Source organism: Actinoplanes sichuanensis (assembly GCF_033097365.1).
Classification (GTDB): Bacteria; Actinomycetota; Actinomycetes; order Mycobacteriales; family Micromonosporaceae; genus Actinoplanes; species Actinoplanes sichuanensis.
In genome coordinates this window covers 10,921,346-10,939,930 of record NZ_AP028461.1, presented here as the reverse complement: position 1 = coordinate 10,939,930, position 18,585 = coordinate 10,921,346, and the positions used below count along the sequence as shown (strand labels likewise).

Below are 18,585 nucleotides of genomic sequence, written 5' to 3'. Positions count from 1 at the left end.
GAGAGAAACCCGGTGACCTCAGAAGGACTGGATCGTAGCGATTCGCTCCTCGAGTTGCTCGATCGTCGCCTGCGCGCTGGGTGGGCCGCCGCAGATCCGGCGTAACTCCGCGTGGATCTTCCCGTGCGGCAGGTTGGTCCGGTGGTGATGGGCCGCCACCAGCGTGTTCAGCTGACGACGCAGGCTGTTGCGCCGCTCCCCCGCGCTCATCGGCACGACCGGCTCCGGCTTTACCGTCTCGTCGGGTTTGGGCTCCTCCGCCTGTCGCCGTTTCTGAGCCGCCATCTGGTCGGCCTGGCGCTTGTTGAGCAGGGTGGTCACCTGGTCCGGAGTCAGCAGGCCGGGCAGCCCCAGATAGTCCGCCTCCTCGGCGGTACCGGTACGGGCGCCGGTGCCGAACGACGTGCCCTCGTAGATGACCTGGTCCAGCTCGGCGGTCGCGGACAGCGCCTCGAACATCTTGTCCAGGTCGCCGAGCGCGTCCTCGGTCTTCTGCGCGCGCTCCAGGACGTCGTCGTCGAGCCCGTCCTTCTCCTTGGGCGCGCCGATCACGTGGTTGCGCTGAGCCTCCATCTCGCTGGCCAGGCCGAGCAGGTGCGGGACGCTGGGCAGGAACACGGTGGCGGTCTCGCCCGGCACCCGGGACCGCACGAACCGGCCGATCGCCTGGGCGAAGTAGAGCGGGGTGGAGGCGCTGGTGGCGTAGACGCCGACGGCCAGGCGCGGGATGTCGACACCCTCCGACACCATCCGGACCGCGACCATCCAACGCTTCTCCGAGGCGGCGAACTCGGCGATCCGGCCGGACGCGCCCTCGTCGTCGGAGAGGACCACGGTGGCCGGCTCACCGGTCAGGTCATGCAGGAGCTTCGCATACGCCCGGGCGGACTGCTGGTCACTCGCGATGACCAGGCCGCCGGCATCCGACATGCCGTGCTCACGGATCTTCGTGAGCCGGGCGTCGGCGGCCCGCATCACCTGCGGCATCCAGTCGCCCCGGTGGTCCAGGGCGGTCCGCCAGGCCTGTGCGATCAGGTCCTTGGTCATCGGCTCGCCCAGGCGTGCGGCCAGTTCGTCACCGGCATTGGTACGCCAGCGGGTCTCCCCCGAGTAGGCCATGAACAGGACCGGGCGCACGACCCGGTCACGCAGCGCGTCGGCGTAGCCGTACACCGAGTCGGCCTTTGATCGTTGAATGCCGTCCTGCCCGCGCTCGTAGGACACGAACGGGATCGGGTTCTCGTCGGACCGGAACGGGGTGCCGGTGAGCAGCAGGCGCCGCTCAGCCGGCTCGAAGGCGTCCTTCACCCCGTCACCCCAGGTCCGCGAGTCACCCGCATGGTGGATCTCGTCGAGGATGACGAACGTGCGGCGGGACAGGGTGCGCCGTTTGTGCACGGCCGGGGCCATGCCGACCTGGGCGTAGGTGAGCACCGCGCCGTGGAAGTCACGCGACGAGTGCACGTCCGAGTTGCGGAACTTCGGGTCGAGCTGGATGCCGACCCGGGCCGCGGCCAGTGACCACTGCGTCTTCAGATGCTCGGTCGGGCACACCACGGTGACCGCGTCGCAGGTGCCGTCGGCCAGCAGCTCGGCCGCGATCCGCAGCGCGAACGTGGTCTTGCCGGCGCCGGGCGTCGCCACGGCCATGAAGTCCTCGGAACGGCGACGGAGGTACGTCACCATCGCCTTACGCTGCCAGTCCCGCAGCGGCGGAAAGATCTCCAGGTTCGGCACAGGCGGGCTCAAGCTGCGGTGATCCCTTCTCCCAAGGAAAAACCCCCGCGATGAAGGGGCGCGGAGGCGGGATCCAGCATAGCCATGGAATGTTGCCGGGTGGCTTCACGGCACCGCGACGGGAGCCGACCATCGTCTGCGCAGCGCGATCAGCCGAACGCCGGTCATCGTGGCCGCGGCGATCGCGAGCGGGATCACGCCGGTCTGACCGACCCGGTGCAGGACGGTCACCAGCACGGCGCCGCCGAGGGCGACCACCGCGTAGATCTCTCGTTGCAACACCACCGGGATCTCGCCGGTGAGCAGGTCGCGGGTCAGGCCTCCGCCGATCGCTGTGAGCATCCCCACCAGGCAGGCGCCGACCGCGGGCACGCCCGCTTCGATCGCCTTCACCGTGCCGGTGACGGTGAACAGACCGAGACCGGCGGCGTCCAGCGCCAGCACCGTACGCCGCACCCGGTGCAGTGCCGGGTGCAGCCAGAACGCCGCGATCGAGGCGGCCACCGCGGTCACCGCGTAACGCCAGTCGGCGAACGCCAGCGGGGGCGCGGCACCGATCACCAGGTCGCGCAGGATGCCACCGCCGAGCGCGGCCGCGAAGCCGACGAACGCGACACCGAACAGGTCGAGTCGTTTCGCGACGCCGGCCGAGGCGCCGGAGGCGGCGAACACCGCCACACCGATCAGATCCGCGACGAGCAGCGGATATCCGCCCGTCACGCCTTGATCAGGCCTTCATGGCTTCGTAGATCTCCTTGCACTGCGGGCACACCGGCGATCCGGGCTTCGGCGACTTGGTCACCGGGAAGGTCTCACCGCAGAGCGCGATCACGTGAGTGCCCATGACGGCGCTCTCAGCGATCTTCTCCTTACGGACGTAGTGGAACATCTCGGGACCGGTGTCGGTGTCCTGAGTTTCCGGACGCTCCAGGATCTGGGTGCTCACGGTTATCTGCCCTTCTGAAAATAAGCCAAGCTCCAGCCGCCAAGTCTGACACCTCACGCCGGACCGGTCCAACGACAACGCGACGGGTCTCACGTGCGGTCCCGGGATCATGACCGCGGCCCGCACCGTACGGTTTACCCCGTGACTGACTTCGCGATTCGATACGGCGAGCACGTGACCCGTGCCCGGCGGGACGGCCGTCCGGTGGTGGCCCTGGAGAGCACGATCATCTCGCACGGGCTGCCGCACCCCGACAACATCCGGGTGGCGCGAGAGATCGAGCAGGCGGTCCGGGACAACGGGGCGGTGCCGGCCACCATCGGCATGATCGACGGCGAGGTGATCGTCGGCCTGGAGGACGCCCAGGTGGAGCGTCTGGCGTCGGCCGAGGCGGTGGCCAAGCTGTCGGTGCGTGACCTGGCGATCGCGGCCGCCCGGCGCTCCGACGGGGCGACCACCGTGGCGGCCACCAGCGCGATCGCCGCGGCGGCCGGGATCGGCGTGTTCGCCACCGGCGGGCTGGGCGGGGTGCATCGGGAGGCGAACGTCACGTATGACGAGTCGGCCGACCTGACCGCGCTGGCCCGTACCCCGATCGTCGTGGTCTGTGCCGGTGTCAAGTCGATCCTGGACGTGGGCGCCACGCTGGAGCGGCTGGAGACCCTCGGCGTCTCCGTCGCCGGTTACCGGACCAGCCGCTTCCCCGGCTTCTTCATCACCGACGGCGGCTTCGACCTGGACTGGCAGCTCGACTCGCCGGAGCAGGTGGCCGACTTCATCAAGGCCCGCGCCGACCAGGGTGTCGCCGAGGCCGCGCTGGTGCTGGCCAATCCGCTGCCGGCCGACGAGCAGCTGGAGCCGGCCCTGCACGACCGGACCCTGGCGACCGGACTGAACCTGCTGGCCGAACAGAACATCACCGGTAAGGCGGTCACCCCGTTCCTGCTGGGGCACTTCCACTCCAGCACCGAGGGCCGGAGCCTGGCGGTCAACATCCGGATCATCCTGCGCAACGCCGCCCTGGCCGCGCAGATCGCCGTGGCCGCGACCGACGGCTCGACGGCGCCTGTCGGTTTCGCCGTGCCGGCATGATCCTCGTCGTCGGCGACCTGGTCACCGATGTCCTGGTCGAGCACCACGGAGAGATCCGGGCGGGCTCGGACACGGACGCGGAGATCCGGGTCGCCGGTGGCGGCCAGGGCGCCAACACCGCGGCCTGGCTGGCCCACGCGGGCCAGGAGGTGACGTTGATCGCCGCGGTCGGCGACGACCAGCCCGGACGCGACCGGGTGAGCGAGCTCACCGCAGCCGGGGTGCGATGCGCGGTGCAGGTTCTGCCGGGCGTCGCCACCGGCAGCGTGGTGGTGCTCACCGGCACGACCGAACGCACCATGATCACCGACCGGGGTGCCTCGCTGCGCCTCGAACCGGACCATGTCACCGCCGCGATCAGCGCCGCACCGGCCGGCAGCCACCTGCACCTCTCCGGCTATCCGCTGCTGCACGCCGGCTCCCGTCCGGCGGGCCGGGCGGCCCTCACGGCCGCCACCCGGCGGGGTCTCACGGTGAGCGTCGACGCGGCGTCCGCGGCCCCCTTGCGCGAGGCCGGGGCCTTCCTGGACTGGGTACGGGGAACCGACCTGCTCCTGTGCAACGCGGACGAGGCCGACGTGCTCGCCGGTCCGGGCAGCGCGGCCGAGCAGGCGGGGCGGCTGACCGCGCACGTACGCAACGCGGTGGTGAAACAGGGCGCGGCCGGGGCGGTGTGGGTCGGGCCGGACGGCGTGTTCCCGGTGGCCGCCTCGCCGGTGCCGGTGAAGGACCCGACCGGCGCCGGTGACGCCTTCGCGGCCGGGCTGCTCACGGCATGGCACGCGGGCTCGTCGCCGTCCGCCGCGTTGCGGGCCGGCGCGGTGCTGGGCGCCCTGGCCGTCTCCCGGATCGGCGCCCGCCCGGCTCCACGCTGACCGGGTCGACTCAGTCGGCGCGGGGCCGGGCCTCGTCGATCACCTCGGAGTCGATGGTGATGTAGTCGGGCTCCGGCGACGGCTCGGTCAACGCCCGGCGGACGTCCTCGCGAGCGGCCGCGTCGGCGGCGCGCTCGGCCTTGGATTTGGGTGGGCGATCGTTCGCGATCAGCACCGCCATCCAGGGCAGCAGAACCATCCCGAGCGCGCAGAGGGTCAGCCAGACCGGCAGCAGCGGCACCCGGGCGCTGATCAGGATCCCGCCGAGGATCAGGCACAGAGCCCGGACGCTCATCATCGTCACGTAGCGGACCTGGCGGCCGCGGAGCTGATCGTCCTGGCTGCGAGCGGCATCGGTGATCAACACCGGACGCTCCGGGTGCTTCTTCACGCGAGGTCTCCGATCGACCCCGTCATCCTCCCACCGGCTGGGCCATCGTGCCCAGCGGGCCGGGACTCAGGCCTCCTTGGCCGCTTTCGCCTCGGCCTTGACCTGCTTCTTGTAGGCCCGGACCTTACCCAGCGACTCGGCGTCGACGATGTCGGCCACCGACTTGTAGGAGCCCTCCTCGCCGTAGCCGCCGGCCGCCTCGCGCCAGCCCTCCGGACGCACGTCGTAGAGCTTGCCGAGCAGCGCCACGAAGATCTGGGCCTTCTGCTTGCCGAAGCCGGGCAGCGCGAAGATCCGTCGATAGAGCTCGGCGCCGTCGGCCACACCGCGCCAGAGGCCGGCGGCATCCCCGTCATACTCGTCGGCGATCACCCGGCAGACCTCCTGCGCCCGGGCCGCCATCGCCTTCGGGAAACGGTGCAGGGCGGGCGGCTCGGAGAAGATCGCGACAAGCGCCTCCGGGTCGAAGTCGGCCAGTTCGGCGGCGGTCGGCTCGTGCCCGAGCCGCTGCGCCAGCACCCACGGCGAGGTGAACGCCTTCTCCAGGGTGATCTGCTGGTCCAGCACGATCCCGAGGGTCACCGCGAGCGGGTCGCGGTTGAGGAGGTCGTTGGCTTCGGCCGGCACCGGCAGGGAGAACGTCACGACCTCATGATGGCAGGTTCGGCCCGGGCCTCGATCCGGCGGACCGTCTCCGCCGCGAGGTCGCGCATCAGATCCAGTTCGTCCTGGTCGAAATCGCGCGGTCGGACGTCCAGCGCGCACAGCCCGCCGAGGACCGCGCCTCCGGCGGAGATCAACGGCGCTCCGATGTACGCCCGCACGCCCTCGAAGGTGACCAGGGGGTTGTCCCGGAACTCCGGGTGCCGGGTCAGGTCGCTGACGTGATGGGCGGCGTGGGAGCGCAGCATCGGGAGGCAGAACGCCCATTCGACGGGTGTCCCACCGACCTCGCCCACCCACTCCGGGATCGGCCCCCGGCCGGCGAGGAAGACCTGCGCGCCGTCGAGCAGGCTGTCCACGATCGCGAACGGCATGCCCAGCCGGTCGGTGACCGATTCCACGATCTCGTCCAGGTACGGACGTGCCAGCTGGACGTCCATGCCGAGCCGGGCCACGTCGAGCAGGCGGCGCCGGTCGACCAACTCGGGGTAACGCTCCAGGATCACGCCTGGACCGTCCTCGCCAGCGCCTCATAGGTGATGATGCGGACCTTGAGCGAACGTCCGGCCACCCGGCTCAGCTCGCCCACCTCCATCACGTGTTCGGCCACCTTACGCAGGTCGGCCGAGGTGGTGATCGGCCGCCGCAGGCCGAGCGCCTGCACGGACAGACTCCACAGGCCCTCGGCCATCTGCAGGCCGACGAGATCCGCCAGGGCCTTCACGGCATCCTGCTCGGTCGGCTGGTCGTGGCCGTAGGTATCGGCGCGGGCCATGGCGCTACCTCTCGCTGGGCTGGTCAGAACAGTTCGATGAGGGGTTCGACATCGGTGTGCGCGGCGCCTCCGGTCTGCTCGGCGTGGGTGCTCCGCTGCCGGGACATCACGTGCTTGGCGCTCAGATCCTCCACACTGATCATGCGGGCCATCAGGTCCTCCTCGGAGAGGGCGCCACGGGCGTACGCCGCGACGTCCTCGGCCTGCCGCCGGACGTCGCCGACCGCGTCCGCCACGTGCTCGAGCATCTGCCGGCTGATGTCCTGGAACTGCACGTGGCCGACGGCGCCGGTGGTCTCCGAGGTGAGCGCCGCCGAACTGCGCTGCACCTGGTCCGCGGCGCTGACCGTGTCCTTGAGGATGCCGGTGACCATCTCCGACATCTCCCGCTGGGCGTTGGCGATGCCACCCAGTCGGCGGGTCATCGCGGTCTCCTCCTGCACCACCGGGATCTCCTGATCCCGGTCGAACTGGCTGTCGTCGGAGAGCACCGCGTCCAGCTTGGCGGTCAGGTCACCGATGTTCGAGCCGATGCCGTGCGCCGCCTCGGCCGACCGGTGGGCCAGCTTGCGTACCTCGTCGGCGACCACCGAGAAGCCCTCACCCGCCTCACCGGCCCGGACCGCCTCGATCATCGCGTTGAGCGCGAGGATGTTGGTGGCCCGGCTGACCTCCTCGATCTGCTTGACGTGCTGGTCGAGCTCACGCATCTGCTCGACCAGCGCCCGGATCTGGTGGTCACGGTGCAGGAAGTACGAGATCAGGCGCCCGACCAGCTGGTCGTTGCCGGCACTGACCTGGCTCAGCTCGGTCTCGGTCCGGCTGAGGGTGCCGGCGAGCTGCGCGACGTCGCCGGCCATCACCTCCGCCAGCGAGTCGACCTTCACCAGCTGTTGGATGATCGCGTGCGCGGCTTCGCCGGTCTGCTCGATGACGTCACGCACATGCCCGTCGACCACGTCACAGTACGACGGGACCGGATCGAGCGCGCCGGCCACCACGTCGGGGCGCAGCGCAGGCTCCTCCGGCTCGGCCGGTGTCATCGAGAGCTTGCGGAGAAGACTTGGCATGCGATACCTCCGTTTCGCCGGTCAGTCGATCAGGCCCCGGGGAGAACCTGCTTGATCACGCCGAGGAGCTGGTCCGGGCCGACCGGCTTGACCAGCCATCCGGTGGCTCCGGCGGCCTTGGCCTCGGCCCGCTTGGTCTGCTCCGACTCGGTGGTCAGCATGAGAATCGGGGTGAAGCGCATGCCCGGGGCCTTGCGGGCCTCGCGGGCGAAGGTGATCCCGTCCATCTGCGGCATGTTCACGTCGCTGATGATCAGGTTCGGCTTGACGCCCTTGCCGAGCTTGTCGAGCGCCTCCTTGCCGTGTCCGGCGGTCTCGACCGCGTAACCGGCCTTGGTCAGGATCGCCTTGAGGCTCATGAGCATGGTGGCGGAGTCGTCGACGAGCATCACAGTGGTCATGGAGGATCGCTTCCCTGCTTGTGGGCTGGGCCACTGCTCGTCGTGAGCAGTGGCAGCACCTGAGCCGCCAGGAAGGCGTCATTCGGCGCTGAAGAAATCTTCGGCTTGAAAAGCAGCAGGGCCTGGAGTGCGCCGGTGTGCAGATGGTTGCAACGGCGCAGGGAGATCTTCGGCCGCTTGGCGGTGCGCAGCCAGCCGGTCAACTGCTCGACCTCGTCGACCGTGACGACGCCGACCAGGTTGGCGGTCTCCTCATGCAACTCGAGTGGCAAGACCGAGCACCTCCTTCATGTTGAGCACCAGCAGGACCAGGCCGTCGCCGAGCAGCGCGGTGCCGGAGAACTCGTCGGCATACGCGAGCAGGCCCTCCATCGGCTTGAGGATCACGTCCACCTCGCGGTGGAACTGTTCGACCAGCAGCCCGACCCGCTGGTTGTTCACGCTGACCACGAGGATCGGCCGGTCGGCTCCCTCGGCGAGCGTCCACGGCATGTCCAGGGCGCGGGCCAGGTCGATCACCGGGACCACCTCGCCGCGCATCATCACCACCTCCTGGTGCAGCACCCGGCTCATCTCGCCGGCCGGGACCCGTACCGTCTCGACGACCAGGTCCACCGGGATGCCGAACCGCTGCCCGGCGACGCTGACCACCATCACCTGGGTGACCGCCATCGACAGTGGCAGTCGCAGTCGGGTGGACGTGCCCTGGCCCAGCTTGGAGCGCATGGTGACGGTGCCGCCGAGCTTCTCCACGCTGGCCCGGACCGCGTCCATCCCGACTCCCCGTCCGGAGAGGTCCGAAACCTGGTCGGCGGTCGAGAATCCCGGGCGGAACACCAGGTCGACCGCCTCGGTGTCGGAGAGCGACTCCAACTCCTCCTCGGAGATCAGGCCCTTCTCGTACGCCTTGCGCTTGACCCGTTCCGGGTCGACGCCCCGCCCGTCGTCGGAGACCTCGACGATCACCGCGTCGCCGTCGGCCACCGCCGCGAGGGTCAGCCGGGCCGCGCCGTGCTTGCCCGCCGCGATCCGCTCGTCGGACGGTTCGATGCCGTGGTCGAGGCTGTTGCGCACCAGATGCACCAGCGGGTCGCCGAGCGCCTCGATCACGTCCTTGTCGGCCATCGTGTCCTCGCCCTCGGTGACCAGCTCGATGGTCTTGCCGAGCCGGCGGCTCAGGTCGCGGACGAGTCGCGGGAACCGGCCGAACGCCACCGACAGCGGGAGCATCCGAACGTCCATCACGGCGGCCTGAAGTTCCTCGGCGATCCGGTGCATGCCGGCGTACTGGTCCTTGATCCGACGGCTGAGCACCCGGCTGCCGAACTCCTCCTCGGCCGCGTCGGCCAGGAAGGTCAGGCCGTTCTTGGCCACGTTCAGCTCGCCGACCAGCTCCATCAGCCGGTCCACCTTCTCCTGGTCGACCTTGAGGACCCGGGTGCCGACCTGGCCACCGGGGTCGTCGGCGCGGCCGGCCATCTCGGCCGGAACCACCATCGGGGCCGGTGGCGGCACCGCCACGTCGGAGGTGTCCGGGACGACCGGGGCCGGCGCCGGGGCGGCCTCACCGGCGAGCCGGACGACCGTCGCGATCAGCTCGTCCGGACCGGCCTCGGTCAGATCCACCGCCAGGCCGAGGGCCCGGGCCGCCGCGGCGACCGCGTGCCGTACCGACCGCAGCCGGGCACCCTCGAGGACGACGCCCTCCATCGTCAGGGTGCGGTGCGCGGCGTGCAGCACGGCCCGGGCGTCGGCGGCGAGCTCCGAGTCGATCATCGGGGTGATCGCGACGGTGACCGGCACCTCCGCGGTGAGCGGAGGCTCGCCACTGAGGTGCCTGGTGATCGCGCCGGAGTCCAGCTCGACGATGTGGATCTGGTCGGGCACGTACCGGAACAGGTATTCCAGCTCGCCGAGCGCGGCCCGGGTGGCCAGCACGAACGAGAGCATGCAGGTGTATTCGTCGTACTCGTCCGGGTCGGGCCAGGTCTGCGGCTGCACCACGCCGAGCCGTTCCAGGCCGGGCACCTGCCGGGCCAGGTGCAGGGGGTCCTCGGCCCGGAAGAAGCAGTCGGTGTCCGGCGTGTAGTAGACGAACCGCATGCTCGACGAGGTGGTGGCCAGCCAGGCGGCGATCTCGGTGAGCCATTCGGCGTCGAACCACGCCAGCCAGTCGGGGGCGGCGTCGATCACCGGCGCCGGTACGCCCACGGCCGCGGCGGCGGGTTCGGTGTCGCCGCCGAGCGGGGCACGCAGCTTGGTGATCAGCCCGGCCGCGTCGGTCCCGGCGCCGGCCGGAAGCCGTTCGTGCGCGGTGACGTGGGCCAGCCAGCCGCGGATCAGATCGAAGGCGGCCAGCAGGTCGTCGGTCATCTGCGAGTCGAGCGCCAGCCGGCCGCCACGGACCGCGTCCAGCAGGTCCTCGGCGGCGTGGGTGAGCCGGGTCAGCTCCGGGAAGTCGAAGAGGCCGGACGAGCCCTTGAAGGTGTGTGCGGCCCGGAACACCTCGTTGACCAGCTCCGGGTCGCCGGGCACCCGTTCCAGTTGGAGCAACCCCTCGTCGACCTGGGCCAGCAGGTCGTTGGCCTCGGCGAGGAACTGCGCGAGCAGCGGGTTCATGCGGCGTCCCTCCCGGCGGTCAGCATCGTGGCGATCCGGGCCAGCCGGTCGCCGGCCACCGGTTTGACCAGGTAGAGGTTCGCGCCGGCCTGGTACGCCCGGTCGGCGTCGCCGGGCCGGTCCTCGGTGCTGATCATCACGACCGGGGCGTCGCTGCCGACCGTCTCCGAACGCAGCGTCTCGACGCAGGTGTAGCCGTTCATCCGTGGCATGTTCACGTCGACCACGAACAGGTCGAACGAGGCGCCGAGGGCCGCCTCGACCGCCTCCAGGCCGTTCGCCGCCTCGCTCACCTCGAACCCGGCCCCGGTGAGCAGGCTGGAGTGGTAGAGCCGCACCGTTGCGGCGTCGTCGACGACGAGCACCCGGGCTCGGGTCGGGGTGTCCGCGGTCATCACTTGGCTCCGCTCGGTCGCTGGTAGACGAGGCCCTCCGGCAGGCGGGTCGGCGTGAAGATCGGCGAGATCCGGCTCATCGACTCGGAATGGCCGAGGAACAGGTAGCCGCCGGGTCGCATCGCGCCGTACAGGTTCTCGGCGGCCCGGCGGCTGGACAGCTCGTCGAAGTAGATGAGCACGTTGCGGCAGAAGACGACGTCGAAGTCGCGGAACGCCCGCATCGAGGCGGTGTCGCAGATGTTCACCCGGTGCAGGGTCACCGCGCTGCGGATACCCTCGTCGACCTGGTAGCGGCCGGACCCGACGGCGACGAAGTACTTGCTCAGCCAGGTCTTCGGCACTCGTTGCACGGACCGTTCGCCGTAGCTGGCGTGTGCCGCCTTGGCGAGCACGTCGCTGTCGATGTCGGCGCCGTGGATCTCGACGTCCACGTGGTCGATCTGGTCCCATTCCTCGAGAAGACGGAGAGCGATCGAGTACGGCTCCTCGCCGGTCGAGCACGGCAGCGAGAGGATCTTCACCGGCCCGGTCATCCGTCCGACGCCCCCGCGGGCCGCCAGTACGTTGGGCAGCACCGTGCTGAGCATGGCGTCGAACTGGTAGTCCTCGCGCAGGAAGTAGGTCTCGTTGACGGTGAGCTGATTGATCAGGTCCTGGACCATGTCGCCCCGGTCGGCCGTCCGCAGCGCCGCAAACCAGCTCGCGAACGTGTCGTACCGGGAGTTGCGAATGCAGGCGTCGATCCGTTTGTCGACGAAGTACCGCTTCGACGCGGTGAAGTGGATCCCGGTGCGCTTGTAGAAGTAGTCGCAGAACCGAGTGAAGTCGGCGTCGGACAGCCCCGTGGCGGCAGCGCTCGTCATCACGCCGTCCCGGTCAGCCGGGGCAGTGCCGCGTTCACCGTGAACCGTAGGAACGGGTCGTCCGGGAATCGCTCCACGGCGTCGCGCAGCAACTGGGCGTCCTCGGCCGTGGCCGACGGGAGCAGCGCGTCGATCGCCCCGGTCACCACGTTCGGGTGCGGGTCCTCACAGATCATCTTGACCAGCCAGGTGTGCGCCTCCGGATGTGGCAGGTCGGCCAGCACCATCGCGGTCATCACGCGGACGTCGTGGTCGGGGGCGGCCAGCAGGTTCGGCAGCAGCGCCGGGACCGACTGCGGCATGGTGGCCAGAGCCGCCGCGACCGCGGTCCGCAGCACGGCCTCGTCGCTGGCCAGGTGCACCGCGAGCCCGCCGGCCACCTCCTCGGTGTCGCGGGCCGCGAGCGTGGTGAGGATCGACTCCAGAACCCGGGGATCCTCCTCGGTGCCCACTCGGGCCAGCAGTTCCGGCACCGCCTCGGCGACGTCGACCAGGCCGAGGGCGGCCTCCCGCCGGCAGTCCGGGTCGGGGTCGTCCAACTGGCTCAGCAGTGTCCCGGTGTCGGGTGGTTCGGGCAGGACCTCCTCCGGCTGCTGGGGGGCCTGCTTGCGGACGAGTCCCATCGTGCTTCCCTCTTCCTCGGCGCTCAGCGACGGCCGCTCAGCGGACCCAGTCGGCCAGCTTCTCGGCGATCTCGTAAGACGGCAGCACCACGGTGGCCCCGCCCCGGCGAGCCAACTCCCCCGGCATGCCCCAGACCACGGCCGTCTCCTCGGCCTCGGCGATGGTTCGGCCACCGCCCTCCTTGACCACCGCCATCTCCTTGGCGCCGTCGTCGCCCATGCCGGTGAGCAGCGCGCACACCAGCCGGCTGGGGTCGATGTAGCGGCGGGCCGAGGCGACCAGCCGGTCCACGCTCGGATGCCAGCGGTACTCGGGCGTGGACGGCACGCTCTTGACGATCAGGCCGTCGGTCCGCCGGGCCACCACCACGTCGGCGTTGCCCCGCCCGATGTAGATGTTCCCGCGCTGCACCGTCATGATCCGGTCGACCTCGTGCACCCGCAGCGCGCAGATCTCGTCGAGGCGGCGGGCCAGCGCCCCGGTGAACGAGGCCGGAATGTGCTGGGCCACCACCACCGGCGCCCCGAGCGTGCCGGGCAACTGCGGGAGCAGATCGGACAGCAGGGCCGGGCCGCCCGTCGACGATCCGATCAGAACCAGGTCCACCGCGCCGACGGCGCCGATCTCGCGCTGCGGCGGCACCGCGGTCCGCCGACTCTGCGCCTTGAGCCGGGCGCTCAGACCACCGGCCCGCTTGATTTTCGCGGCCGACGCGTTGCGCACCTTGTTGATCAGGTCAGTCGACACCTCGTCGATGTTCAGCGACACCGTGCCGCCCGGCTTCGGCACGTAGTCCACCGCCCCCAGCTCCAGCGCCTCCAACGTGACCAGGGCGTTGTGCTCGGTCAGCGAGGAGACCATCACCACCGGGGTGGGCTGCTCCTCCATGATCCGGGCCAGGCAGGTGAGCCCGTCCATCTCCGGCATGTTGATGTCCAGGGTCACCACGTCGGGTTGGAGGCGGCCGAGCTGTTCCAGCGCGTCCACCCCGTTCCGGGCGGTGTGCACCTCGAACCCGCCGGCCTCCGCGAGGATCCCCTTGAGCGCGCGCCGCATCAGCGCCGAGTCGTCGACCACGAGTACGGACGTAGGCACCGCGAGACTCCGATCAGACCCCGACGAGCGCCTCGTCGGCGACCGTCACGCACAACTCCGCGGCCTGATCCGCCTGCCCCGCCGCGAGCAACTGGTCCACCTGGACGAGCAGGAGCATCCGCTGCTGGTCCGGCAGGTTCGCCACCCGGGACACCACCCGCGCCTGTTCGGCGGAGAGCTCCGGGGCCGGCTCCAGCACGTTGCGGCCGACCCGGGCCACCTCGGCCACCGAGTCCACGATGAACCCGGTCCGAACCCCGCCGATGATCAGCACCACGATCCGCTGCCGCTCGTCGCGCTCGGTCCGGCCCAGCCCGAGCCGGGTCCGCAGGTCCACCACCGGCAGCACGGTGCCGCGCAGGTTGACCAGGCCCTCCACGAAGTCGTACGACTTGGGCACCCGGATCAGCGCCTCCGGCACCCGGATGATCTCCTGCACCGCATCGACGTCGACGGCGTACTCCTCGTCGTCGAGGCGGAACACCACGAACAGCTCCTCGTCGCCGCGGCCGTCGTCGGCCGCCCGCTCGTCGACCATGTCGGGCTCGTCCTCCTGCCGATAGTCGGCGATCTCGTTGCGTACCTCCGGCGAGTCGAACATCCGGTTCACGCTCAGCACCGAGACCAGGCGTCTGCCGTCCTCGAGCCGGCACACCGACTCCACCTCGGTCTTGCGGCCCTCCCCGGCCACCACGCTCGGCAGCGGGGCGACCAGTTCGTGCGGCACCCGCAGCACCTCGCGCACGGTGTCCATCACCACGCCCACCACGCCGCCGTCGATGGAGACCACCACGATCCGGTTCTGCGGCTCCAGCGGCGTCACCGGCAGCCCGAAGACCCGGCGCATACTCACCACCGGCAGCAGCCGGCCACGCAGGTCGATCACGCCCAGCACCCGGCTGCCGGCGTTCGGCACGTGACTCACCGACTCGGGGGCCTGCACGATCTCCTGCACCTGGTCGATCGGGAGGGCGTACTCCTGCCCCTCGACGGCGAAACTGACCAGCTCCAGGGTGTCGTCGAGATCGGCGTCGGCGTCGCCCTCGGCGGCGAGCCGGGTCACCGCCGAGCTGTCCCGGCCACCCCGCTTCTCGGAGGCGAGCCGGGTGAACTGGCTGCCGATCAGCCGGTCCACGTCGAGCACCGTGGTCATCTCGCCCTCACCGGACTTGATCACCCCGACCAGGACGTCCGAGTTGACCGTCGACTGCACCGACTCGGCCGACTCCACCTGCTGCGGGTCGATGCTGATCACGCTGGAGACCCGGTCGACGACGAAGCCGAGCGGCACCCCGCCGTCCACCACGATCACCCGGGTGGTCTCGTCGTGCTCGGTCTGCTCCATCGCGCAGCAGATCCGCAGGCTCACCACCGGCAGCACCCGGCCGCGCAGATTGGCCAGGCCCTCCAGCGACGGCGGGCCGAGCGGCACCTTCACCACGGCGGGCATCCGGATGATCTCCTGGACCCGCTGCATCGGGAAGGCGTACCGCTCCCCCGCCATGTCGAACGTGACGAAGTCGCTGTTCTCGTCGAACTCGTCGTCGGCGAGATCGGTGTCGGCGTCCATGTCGTTCCCCGTCCCGCTCAGGCGGCGTTCTGCAGCTCGTCGGCGAGCGCGGCGATCTCCTCGACCGCGGCCGCGAGCTCTTCGGCGCCCTGGGCCTGCTCCCGGGCCGCGGTGGACGCCTGACCGGCCAGTTGCTCGGCCTGGTTGGCCGCCGACGAGATCTGCTCCAGGCCCGACTTGACCTGGCCCAGCGTCTCCGCGATGGCCAGGGCCGACTCGCGGACCTCCTCGTTACCGCCGCGGACCTGCTGCATGTCCCGCTCGATCTCCTCGAGCCGGGCGGTGGTGGCCTTCGCCGACTCCACCTCGGCCAGCGACAGCCGGCTGGTCTCCTCCAGGTCGGCCCGGACCTCGACGATCCGGTCCTGCACCGACTTGACCAGGTCCTTGATCCGGTCGGCGTTGTCCGCCGAGTCTCGGGCCAGGTTGCGGATGTCGGTGGAGACCACGGCGAAGCCCTTGCCGAACTCGCCGGCCCGGGCCGACTCGACCGACCCGTTCACGGCCAGCATGTTGGTCTGGATCGAGACGTTCGCGATGGCGTCCACGATCTTGTCGATCCGCCGGGAGATCTGCTCCAGCTCGGTCACTTTGCGGACGTTCTCGATGCCCTCGCGGGCAGCCGTGCCGATCGCGTTGATCATCGAGTCGACGGCCTGCTTGTTGCCGGCCAGCAGTTCGAGAATCACGTCGGCGCGCTCCACCGCGGCCCCGCCCCGGGTCGACGAGAGCTGGGCGCCCTGTTCGATCTGGTTCACCGCCTCGGCGGTCTGCTGGCCTTTCTCGGCCGCCGTACGCGCGCCGGTGTTGATCTCGTTGATCGCCACGTTGATCTGGCTGGCCGCCCGGTTGATCTCCTCCACCGCGGCCGACAGCTCCTCGGCCGCGGACGCGACCTCCTCGGCGCTCTTGGCGATGTCGGTGCTGCTGCGCAGGGTCTCCGACACCTCCGCCAGCGACTCGGCGGCCTGATCGCTCTGCCGCAGCGCCTGGGTCTGCTGAGCCACCGTCTGCAGGGACTCCTCGCAGGCCGCGGACTGCTGCTCGGCCGCCGCGGCGATCTCCTCGGACCGCTGCTTGGCACTGGCCGCGGCCTTCTTGGCCTGCCCGGCGGCAGCCGCCATCTCGGTCGCTCCGGCCATGATCGTGCCCATGTCGGCACGGATAGTCTCCAACTGCGAGGTGATCGTCTTGCCCTTCTCCACCTCGCCGCGGGCCGTCTCGGCGGACGTCTGCACCGCACCGGCGATCTCGGTGACGCTGTTGCGCACCTCGTCGATCAGATCGCGGATCTGCCGGGCGCTGCGCTCGCTGGTCTCGGCCAACGTCCGGACCTCGTCGGCGACGACCGCGAAGCCCTTGCCGTGCTGCCGGGCGCGGGCCGCCTCGATGGCGGCGTTCAGTGCCAGCAGGTTGGTCTGGTCGGCGATGTGCGCGACCGTCTTGACGATCTCGCCGATCTCGTCGGCCTGCTTCTCCAGCTCGGTGATGGTCGCCACCGACTCGGTCTGCCTGGTCGACGCGCTGTCCACGTTCGCGAGCAGGTTGCTGATCCCGTTGCGGGTCTCGTTCAGCAGGCCCTGCAGAGCCTGGCTCAGCTCGGCGACCTGCCGGGTGGTCGACTCCTGGCCGCTGACCCGTTCCTCGACCTGGTTCATCGCGGCCAGGCTCTCCTGGGTCGCGCCGGAGGCCTCCTCGGCGCCCGCCGCGATCTGCTGCATCGCCTCGGAGAGCTGCCGGGAGGCCTCGGAGGCCTGGGCGTTCTGTGCGGAGATCTCGGCGGTGGCGGCGGCGATCCGCTCGGCCGCCTGCTGCTGCTTCGCCACCGAGCGGGCCTGGCGCCGATTCGCGTCCGGGTCGCCTCCCCGGGCCGGGCGGGCCGCCGCCGGCTGACCGGCCGGGCGGGCTGCTCGAGACGTGTCGGCGCCGCGCCCGGTGGCGGTGCTGGTGAGGGGCATGGGTTGAACTCCCATCTGGGTCCGGTCGATCCGGCGCACGGATGTGCAAGTCGTGTGCAAGTCGCCAGGATCGGGGCACGTCGGTCGCTCTCCATCGGAGCTCACATTTCGACGACCCCCTCCGACCAGGCAAATCCTGGCACCGCCCGAAAGCCCGACGAGGAGATATTCACCGAGTTCACGGCGGCCCCGCCGGCGTGGGCACGGGTGGGCCGTTCGGCTAGCGTCAGCGGCGGCCGAACGAGGGGAGAAACGCGTGCGTGCGCTGGTGCAGACGGTGAGCCGGGCGAGTGTGACCGTGGACGGGACGATCGTCGGCAAGATCGAGGACGGCCTGTTGGTGCTGGTCGGCGTGACCCACGACGACACCCCGACCAAGGCCGCCGAGCTGGCCCGCAAGACGTGGGAGCTGCGCGTGCTGGACGACCGCTCGGCCGCCGACCTGGGCGCGCCGCTGCTCGTGGTCAGCCAGTTCACCCTCTACGGCGACGCGCGCAAGGGGCGCCGCCCCAGCTGGAGTGCGGCCGCACCGGCCGAGGTCGCCGAACCGCTGATCGAGGAGTACGTGAAAGCACTGCGCGCCCGGGGAGCGACGGTCGAGACCGGTCGCTTCCGGGCGCACATGCTGGTCGAGTCGGTGAATGTCGGACCGTGCACGGTCCTGCTGGAGCTCTAGGGGTTCAGAAGAACAGGCCGCGGCGGGAGGCGGACTGGCGCAGCCACTGGTCGAGCCGGGACACCCAGTCGATCTGGTCGGCGGACGCGTAGTCGACGTCGAAGCTGCCGAACGCGTCGTGCCCCTCGGTGAAGACGCCACCGCGCTTGTCCAGCTCCAGCACCACCTGAAGCTTCTGCGGGGTCGGCAGGAAGGTCAGCTCCAGCTGGTTGATGCCGCTCGCGTACTGCGGCGGCGGGTAGAACTCGATCTCCTGGTAGAACGGCAGATGCTGCTCCACGCCGTAGACCCGGCCCTGCTCCACGTCGGCCTTGCTGAACCGGAAACCGATCTGCAGCAGCGCGTTGAGGATCCGTTCCTGAGCCGGCAGCGGGTGCACGGCCACCGTGTCCAGATCCGACTTGTCGACCGCGCGGGCCACCTCGAGCTCGGTGGCCAGGCCCATCGTCATGCCGTGCAGGTGCTGGCCGTACACCTCGGTGATCGGGGTCTGCCAGGGCACCTCGAACCGGAACGGCACGTCGTGGCGCACGCCGGGCTCCAGTTTGAACGAACCGGTCAGCCGCTGGCGGTGGAACTCCTGGTTCGACTGGTACTCACTGTCGCCGCTCTCCACCTCGACCCGGGTCATCAGGCCGATCGCCACATATTCGATGTCGACCGCATGGTCGCCGCCGACCACGTGGACCTGACCCTCGAGGTAACCGCCGGGATAGGTGTTCGGGTTGGTCAGCACGGTGTCGACAGACGGGCCGCCCACGCCGAGCGCTTGCATCATTCGCTTGAAGACCACGCAGATCCCCTCCTAGGGCCATGCACATTATCGAGTTCC

The 18,585-nt window shown here is 70.3% G+C and carries 21 protein-coding genes; 3 read left to right on the top strand and 18 right to left on the bottom strand.

Going from position 1 to position 18,585, the window contains the following annotated elements:
* Positions 1-18 precede the first annotated feature (18 nt).
* The 3 genes from Q0Z83_RS50330 to Q0Z83_RS50320 all read right to left on the bottom strand — a co-directional run bounded on the left by Q0Z83_RS50330 (position 19) and on the right by Q0Z83_RS50320 (position 2,689).
* Positions 19-1,749, bottom strand: a complete 1,731-nt coding sequence (locus tag Q0Z83_RS50330) for a DEAD/DEAH box helicase (protein ID WP_317790672.1) — start codon at positions 1,747-1,749, stop codon at positions 19-21.
* 93 nt (positions 1,750-1,842) lie between these two features.
* Positions 1,843-2,457 carry a trimeric intracellular cation channel family protein gene (locus Q0Z83_RS50325; protein ID WP_317790671.1) on the bottom strand — a complete coding sequence of 205 codons (615 nt, stop codon included), beginning with the start codon at positions 2,455-2,457 and terminating at the stop codon, positions 1,843-1,845.
* A gap of 7 nt (positions 2,458-2,464) precedes the next feature.
* A complete protein-coding gene (locus Q0Z83_RS50320; protein ID WP_177320007.1) occupies positions 2,465-2,689 on the bottom strand; it encodes a DUF3039 domain-containing protein in 225 nt (74 codons plus the stop codon).
* Between the two features lie 135 nt (positions 2,690-2,824).
* On the opposite strand from Q0Z83_RS50320, the gene Q0Z83_RS50315 reads away from it, so the two are divergent.
* Entirely contained in the window at positions 2,825-3,775 is a 951-nt protein-coding gene (locus Q0Z83_RS50315; protein ID WP_317790670.1) for a pseudouridine-5'-phosphate glycosidase, read from the top strand.
* The gene (locus tag Q0Z83_RS50310) at positions 3,772-4,650 is read left to right on the top strand and encodes a carbohydrate kinase family protein (protein ID WP_317790669.1); all 879 of its coding nucleotides are present in this window, start codon (positions 3,772-3,774) and stop codon (positions 4,648-4,650) included. The genes Q0Z83_RS50315 and Q0Z83_RS50310 overlap by 4 nt, the downstream gene beginning before the upstream one ends.
* A 10-nt stretch (positions 4,651-4,660) precedes the next feature.
* Here Q0Z83_RS50310 and Q0Z83_RS50305 read toward each other — a convergent pair whose 3' ends face one another.
* From Q0Z83_RS50305 to Q0Z83_RS50240, 14 genes are all read right to left on the bottom strand, one after another.
* Positions 4,661-5,041, bottom strand: a complete 381-nt coding sequence (locus tag Q0Z83_RS50305) for a DUF3099 domain-containing protein (RefSeq protein ID WP_317790668.1) — start codon at positions 5,039-5,041, stop codon at positions 4,661-4,663.
* A 66-nt stretch (positions 5,042-5,107) separates the two neighbouring features.
* Positions 5,108-5,686, bottom strand: coding sequence for an HhH-GPD-type base excision DNA repair protein (locus Q0Z83_RS50300; protein ID WP_317790667.1), 579 nt, complete (start codon positions 5,684-5,686; stop codon positions 5,108-5,110).
* Entirely contained in the window at positions 5,683-6,210 is a 528-nt protein-coding gene (locus tag Q0Z83_RS50295) for a GAF domain-containing protein (RefSeq protein WP_317790666.1), read from the bottom strand. The genes Q0Z83_RS50300 and Q0Z83_RS50295 overlap by 4 nt, the downstream gene beginning before the upstream one ends.
* Positions 6,207-6,479 (bottom strand): hypothetical protein, encoded by a 273-nt coding sequence (locus tag Q0Z83_RS50290; RefSeq protein ID WP_317790665.1) that lies wholly within the window; start codon positions 6,477-6,479, stop codon positions 6,207-6,209. Before Q0Z83_RS50290 ends, Q0Z83_RS50295 begins: the two co-directional genes overlap by 4 nt.
* A gap of 23 nt (positions 6,480-6,502) precedes the next feature.
* Complete coding sequence (locus Q0Z83_RS50285) at positions 6,503-7,549, bottom strand: methyl-accepting chemotaxis protein (protein ID WP_317790664.1); 1,047 nt, start codon at positions 7,547-7,549, stop codon at positions 6,503-6,505.
* A 29-nt stretch (positions 7,550-7,578) separates the two neighbouring features.
* On the bottom strand, positions 7,579-7,950 hold the full coding sequence (locus tag Q0Z83_RS50280) for a response regulator (RefSeq protein ID WP_317790663.1): 372 nt from the start codon (positions 7,948-7,950) through the stop codon (positions 7,579-7,581).
* On the bottom strand, positions 7,947-8,222 hold the full coding sequence (locus Q0Z83_RS50275; protein WP_317790662.1) for a hypothetical protein: 276 nt from the start codon (positions 8,220-8,222) through the stop codon (positions 7,947-7,949). Before Q0Z83_RS50275 ends, Q0Z83_RS50280 begins: the two co-directional genes overlap by 4 nt.
* On the bottom strand, positions 8,203-10,569 hold the full coding sequence (locus tag Q0Z83_RS50270; protein WP_317790661.1) for a chemotaxis protein CheA: 2,367 nt from the start codon (positions 10,567-10,569) through the stop codon (positions 8,203-8,205). The genes Q0Z83_RS50275 and Q0Z83_RS50270 overlap by 20 nt, the downstream gene beginning before the upstream one ends.
* Entirely contained in the window at positions 10,566-10,964 is a 399-nt protein-coding gene (locus tag Q0Z83_RS50265) for a response regulator (protein WP_317790660.1), read from the bottom strand. Before Q0Z83_RS50265 ends, Q0Z83_RS50270 begins: the two co-directional genes overlap by 4 nt.
* A complete protein-coding gene (locus Q0Z83_RS50260) occupies positions 10,964-11,830 on the bottom strand; it encodes a CheR family methyltransferase (RefSeq protein ID WP_317790659.1) in 867 nt (288 codons plus the stop codon). Before Q0Z83_RS50260 ends, Q0Z83_RS50265 begins: the two co-directional genes overlap by 1 nt.
* Positions 11,830-12,453, bottom strand: a complete 624-nt coding sequence (locus tag Q0Z83_RS50255; RefSeq protein ID WP_317790658.1) for a HEAT repeat domain-containing protein — start codon at positions 12,451-12,453, stop codon at positions 11,830-11,832. Before Q0Z83_RS50255 ends, Q0Z83_RS50260 begins: the two co-directional genes overlap by 1 nt.
* A gap of 37 nt (positions 12,454-12,490) precedes the next feature.
* Positions 12,491-13,549 (bottom strand): chemotaxis-specific protein-glutamate methyltransferase CheB, encoded by a 1,059-nt coding sequence (gene cheB, locus Q0Z83_RS50250; protein WP_317790657.1) that lies wholly within the window; start codon positions 13,547-13,549, stop codon positions 12,491-12,493.
* Between the two features lie 13 nt (positions 13,550-13,562).
* Positions 13,563-15,119 (bottom strand): chemotaxis protein CheW, encoded by a 1,557-nt coding sequence (locus tag Q0Z83_RS50245; RefSeq protein ID WP_317790656.1) that lies wholly within the window; start codon positions 15,117-15,119, stop codon positions 13,563-13,565.
* Positions 15,120-15,136: 17 nt separating this feature from the next.
* Complete coding sequence (locus Q0Z83_RS50240) at positions 15,137-17,077, bottom strand: methyl-accepting chemotaxis protein (protein WP_317790655.1); 1,941 nt, start codon at positions 17,075-17,077, stop codon at positions 15,137-15,139.
* A 256-nt stretch (positions 17,078-17,333) separates the two neighbouring features.
* Between Q0Z83_RS50240 and dtd the strand changes: the two genes are divergently transcribed.
* Positions 17,334-17,753, top strand: a complete 420-nt coding sequence (gene dtd, locus Q0Z83_RS50235; RefSeq protein WP_317790654.1) for a D-aminoacyl-tRNA deacylase — start codon at positions 17,334-17,336, stop codon at positions 17,751-17,753.
* A 4-nt stretch (positions 17,754-17,757) separates the two neighbouring features.
* On the opposite strand, the gene Q0Z83_RS50230 is transcribed toward dtd, so the two are convergent.
* Positions 17,758-18,546: a sporulation protein gene (locus Q0Z83_RS50230; protein ID WP_317790653.1), complete on the bottom strand. Its 789-nt coding sequence runs from the start codon at positions 18,544-18,546 to the stop codon at positions 17,758-17,760.
* Between the last annotated feature and the right edge of the window lie 39 nt (positions 18,547-18,585).